7 protein-coding genes are annotated in these 5174 nt (G+C 47.0%); all 7 read right to left on the bottom strand.

Translation table 11 applies throughout. The features are described from left to right. Positions 1-106: 106 nt before the first annotated feature. Positions 107-772 carry an EpsI family protein gene (gene epsI, locus IT392_06925; protein MCC6544221.1) on the bottom strand — a complete coding sequence of 222 codons (666 nt, stop codon included), beginning with the start codon at positions 770-772 and terminating at the stop codon, positions 107-109. A 43-nt stretch (positions 773-815) separates the two neighbouring features. Continuing rightward, positions 816-1694: an exosortase gene (xrt, locus tag IT392_06920; protein ID MCC6544220.1), complete on the bottom strand. Its 879-nt coding sequence runs from the start codon at positions 1692-1694 to the stop codon at positions 816-818. 8 nt (positions 1695-1702) lie between these two features. After that, positions 1703-1912, bottom strand: coding sequence for a hypothetical protein (locus IT392_06915; GenBank protein MCC6544219.1), 210 nt, complete (start codon positions 1910-1912; stop codon positions 1703-1705). After that, positions 1909-2799, bottom strand: a complete 891-nt coding sequence (locus tag IT392_06910) for a polysaccharide biosynthesis tyrosine autokinase (GenBank protein ID MCC6544218.1) — start codon at positions 2797-2799, stop codon at positions 1909-1911. Before IT392_06910 ends, IT392_06915 begins: the two co-directional genes overlap by 4 nt. A 1-nt stretch (position 2800) precedes the next feature. After that, positions 2801-4171 (bottom strand): hypothetical protein, encoded by a 1371-nt coding sequence (locus IT392_06905; GenBank protein MCC6544217.1) that lies wholly within the window; start codon positions 4169-4171, stop codon positions 2801-2803. Between the two features lie 21 nt (positions 4172-4192). Then, entirely contained in the window at positions 4193-5005 is an 813-nt protein-coding gene (locus tag IT392_06900; protein MCC6544216.1) for an SLBB domain-containing protein, read from the bottom strand. 64 nt (positions 5006-5069) lie between these two features. Further along, positions 5070-5174: PEP-CTERM sorting domain-containing protein (locus IT392_06895; GenBank protein ID MCC6544215.1), on the bottom strand; the 105-nt coding region annotated here is incomplete at its 5' end.

The following is a 5174-nucleotide window of genomic DNA, read 5'->3' as shown; positions in this document are numbered from 1 at the left end:
TGCAGCGACGATAATGCTGAACCAGGTTATGATCTTCATGTGGTTCATTTTACCAGGGGAAAATCCCCCCAGCCCCCCTTTATTAAAGGGGGGATTTAAGGAAAGTTTAAGGCTGTTTAGGTGCTTCGTTCCCAAATAGGACCCTCCTTAGCTCCGGGTTTAATTGTTCGTACAGGGCAGTGATAAATCTCCTCTGAATCAGATAGTCCTGCTGGAATTCCCTGTCTGAAGAAAAGGAAGAGACCCTCACGAGTATCCCGTCTGATTCTGCACCGAAGACGCTGTAATAAAATTGTTTTAGTTTCCGTTCAAAGTGGTTGGTAACGACTTTGCCGTTCAATACAATCCAGTATTGAACAGACTCTGTCCTGTTACGCGGCCCCTGTACCAGCATCTCCTTTAATTCAAGATCCGGATTGTTGATCTTGATCACACCGAACGATGTGACATCATAGCCTGCTGATATATAGCATCCCTCAGGTGCATGGATGCTGAAATATTGCCGTTGATCACCTCCATAGGCAACTGCGAGGGAGATGGTCTTGCCATCAGGCCGTGCATAGGTTCTGTAAAGGACGTCATTAAGAAACCTGGATTCAAAAGCTGATGTTTCTTTCTGCTCGTCTACCAGGTGCCACTCAGAGATACTGGTGGGTATGGCAGAGAGATCGGGGCCTTTCATTGGATTAATTCTCTCTACTTTATATAGTTGAGAGAAGGCGGTTGTGGAGATAAATAGGGTTATTACGATTAGGAATTTTATGGTTTTCATACGAAGATGCCCTTATTGACCCATCCCCACCCCTTCGCAAAGCTCAGGGCAGGCCTGTCCCTTTCCCCTTGAAGGGGAGGGGAAGTTTCCTGTTTATTAGCAGGTCTAGTAAAAACAGGCCTATCAGAGACATGACGAAGACGAGGATGCCTGAGAAGTTGTGGAAAAACCCCTGGCCCGCGGCCTCGCCGAAATGATAGGTAATGAGCGCCAGTAGCAGCAGCCTGATGATATTTGCAAATATCGCTATAGGGATGATGGAGGAAAATAGCAGTCCCCGCTTCAGGGCTGAGCTATTTGTCAGATAAACATAAATAGCGCCCACTGACATGAGCGATATGAGCGACCGCAGGCCGCTGCAGGCATCTCCGACAACTATATTATAATCACCCACGAAGAGTATTACGCCGTTCCTGCTGATAAGATATCCTGCACTGCTCAGGATGATTTCCGTTGCCTTTGCGACCATTCGTTTTAGCGGTGATGTCATCATGTCAATGACAAAAAGTGGCGGCGGGACAAGGAAAATCAGGAAGAGGGCGGGGAATAGTATCTTCTTTGTAGCATCCTTACCCAGAAGAAACCCGGTTGTCCCTATCAATACAAGGATGAGGGAGAAGATTTCAAGGATAAGGAGCTTCTGTACTGCCCCAAATGCGTAGAGGAGTAATCCTATAGTCAGGAGACAGAAGGAGAAGGGCTGAATACGGTTTGTTGAAGGGAGGGAAAAGGCAGCCCTTTTTGTCCAGATGAGCCAGAGGAATGCGATGAGGATCAGCGGTCCCTGGGTGTAGTCGGCGAGTTTCCAACCGCCGGTAGAGAGTTTATAGAATGTGGGAATATAGAGTATTGTCAGTAGAAGATACGTGACAGACTTGAGAGAATATATATCCCGGATGTTGAGATTCGCAGTTGTTTGCATCGTGAGTGCTAATTCTTTGGAATGTACAGTGATGCGAGGGATAGAGACTTCTTCTTGTCTCTCCTGTTTTTATACCTGATGTTGTATCTGAGTGCAAATATGGTTGCGGCAATGGCCAGCAGCAGTGAATCTACAGGGTCTATACTGTTCATAATATGAGTCGCGTTCAACAGGGCGAACAGCCATGCTATAAGCACAATGAAAATTGAAAGGATCATTTCTTTTTCCTCCTCATATATGTCTCGTTCATCACGGAGCCGATGACCTTTACCCCGGAACTATCGAGATGTTTTTTTACCACACCGAATGACTCTCTTGTAGTCTTGCCCTTCAAGGCCAGGAGGATTGCACAATCAGACAGCCCGCCGATCAGCAGGGCATCGGATCCATTATTATATGATGGGGTATCTATAATAATGATGTCATAGCTCTGTTTCAGAGAGGCCATAAGCTCTCTCGTTTCCGGCCACCCGAGAAGCTCCACGGGATTGGGCGGCATCGGTCCTGACGGAAGGATAAATAAATCAGAAACAGGTGTTGGATAAACAGCCTGTTTGATTGTGGCCCTCTTGATGATCAGGCTGCTCATCCCGCAGTTGTTTTTAACATTAAAGAGTTCGTGCACCCTCGGTCCCCTGAAATTCAGGTCCAGCAGGAGGGTTTTGGAGCCGAGCTGTGCGAAGACAGTGGCGAGATTGGAGGCTATCAGGGTCCTGCCATCTCCCGGATCCGGACTTACTACAGCTATTGTCTTTAGCTGCTGGCCTGCCCCCTGAAGGAGCAGCCCGCTCCTTATAGAACGGAATGTCTCGACCTGTGGACTATATGGATGATAAATTGTGATCACCTCCCTGGAGAATGTATTTTCCCCTTCCTTGATGTAGGGGTATGAAAACTGCGAGGCTAATGCCCATGCCACGTCTTCCTGACTCAGGATCCCCAGACTGACCGCGGCATCCCCGAAGAGGATCCCTTGCACCTCCTGAAGTTCCAGTATCCGTCCCATATCCTCCTGGTTGATCTTCCCGGAGTTCATCAGGATATTCCCGATCTTATTTACCCTCTGGGTATCTATATCGAGCTTTGCTATATTTGCATATTCCATCTTATACCTCACCGATTGCTGTAATTGTTCCTAACACAGGTGTGCCGAATTCCTTCTCAATCACTTCAGCCGTCTTTATGGTGTTGTCTATGTAATCGAAGAAGAAGGCAAGCCCTACGGACAGAAATAGACCGACCAGTACTGAGAGGAACATGTTCAAACCAATGTTCGGGCTGTATCTTTCAGTAGGGGCCACTGCAGCGTCTACAAGAAAGACGTTTGTCCTGTTGATGTCACTCTGGAGGGCTGTCTCATTGAATTTTTTAAGGACGGCATCGTATGCCTGTTTGTATGATTCTGCCTCACGGTTCAGTGAGTCCATCTCGAATCTCGATATATTTTGATTCAATACCTCGCCCTTCTGTCCAGCCAGGGCCTTCTCCAGGTTTTTGACCCTTTCAGTTGCAGAGGTGAAGTCTTGCTTGATTGCATCGGTGATATTCTTTAGTTCCGCCTTGAGTTTTGAATTAATCGTATCGAGCTCAGACTGGATCCTTACATACTGGGGATGTTTTGTCCCGAGCTTTCCTGAGAGCTCGGAGCGGCTTGCCTCAAGTCTGATCTTCTCTGTCTTGAGGTTCTGGATAAAGGCATTGCCTATAACCTCCGGCAGGGTCTCGAAGGCTCCTTTGCTGTCTTTTATCCTGCTAAGGGCGACCTTTGTCTCATAGAGACGTGTCTTTGCCGATACCAGTTCCCTGTTTATCTGGTCAAGACTCTGGACTGAATCGTCGTAGAATCTCCCCCCCTGTGAGACGATCTCTTTCTTCTTCTGATATTCGAGGATATGCTCGCTGGCCTGATCAGCCCTTCCTTTCACGGCATCTATCTTATTTGAGAACCACTTCTCTGCCTCCTTGAAAGGCATTACCTTGAGCTCAAGGTTATAGTCTCCATAGACCTTTGCGTAGGCGTTAGCCACTGCCGCAGAGAAGGCAGGGTCTGAAGAATAATATTTAATATACAGGAACCGCGTGTCCCGTGCGGGTTCGACCTTCAGGGCATTCGACAGGTAGGAATCGGCGAGCCAGACCTTTATATCAGGCCCAGCCTTTTTTGCACTATTAAAGGCGTCAATAATATCAGGGTGCCGGTCAAGCTTCAGGTAGTCTATAACCCTGACAGCGATATTCCTGCTCTTTATAATCTCGATCTGGGTATTTATATAATCCACAGATTGGGGGATGACCGGCTGGAGAGAGAGGTTCATCGGATTACTGCTGTCATAGTCTATGACCAGCGTCGCCGTTGCTTCATACTTTGGAGGGATGAGCGTTGATCCTATTGCTGTTGTGATCACCGTCGTTAAAAAGGCTATAATGACGATTAATTTCCTCTCCTTGATTATCTCCCAGTACTGATTAAAGTTCATCTGTAAATCTCCTGTTTCATATCAGAATATACTCTCCTTTATCATGAGCACGTCATCTCTATTTACCGTATCATTGATTGTCCCTCTTATAATGACATCCTTCCCGTCCTGGCGCCTTGTCACTTCTATCTTGTTCTTTGACGCCTTTTGTGTGAAACCGCCTGCTATAGCTATCGCCCTTTTCACTGTAAGGTTATTTTCTATCCTGTAGAGTCCAGGACGGCTCACTTCACCATAGATGTAAAAGAAACTAATCCTTGGGATATAGATTACGTCCTTATCTCGAAGTTGTATGTTCTGTGCCAGATCCCCGTCTTTGAATAATCTCTCCACATCAATGGAAAGCTTCTGCTGGTCTGTACGATCGGCATCTGTCTGGTTCTTTCTCAATACTGTTATCGTGTCTCCAGCCTCTTTCGTCAGGCCGAGGGCCATTGAGATCGCGTCAATGAGGTACATGCTCCCTGTCATTTCATATTGACCTGGTTTTGCTACCTCACCCATAATAGTCACCTTTTGTCCTCTGTACTGTTCGATGAAGACCGTGACCTGGGGGTTTTTGATATATCCTGCGGATAGTATTTTTGCGATCCCATTTTCGATCTGCTGGACACTCAGATTCTTTACCTCCAGCTCTCCTATAAAGGGGAAGGTGATCTTACCCCCTTCGCTAACGCGGACTATAGTTGTGAGGTCAGGATGATCATAGACAGTAATCCTCAGGACATCCTGGCTGCCAACAAAATAGTCCTCTGCAAGGGATGGCTGATACTGCAAGGCAATCATCCCTGTGATGAGGCAGATTGTTAAAAATAGGTATCTAATGATTTTCATGCTCATTTGGCCCTTTTCCCCGCCCTGTTGGAGCGGGGGTTGAAGGGGTGTGTCACTCTCTCTGTCAAGAGAGTTTTTCTCTAAAACCTCTGAAACGTCGTACTAAGGGAAGTCCGGCTAAACCAATACCAACGAGAAGCATGGACACAGGCTCAGGGGCTACTGTGCC

Source organism: Nitrospirota bacterium, from assembly GCA_020846775.1.
Taxonomy (GTDB): Bacteria; Nitrospirota; 9FT-COMBO-42-15; order HDB-SIOI813; family HDB-SIOI813; genus RBG-16-43-11.
This window is presented reverse-complemented; position numbering and strand designations above follow the sequence as displayed.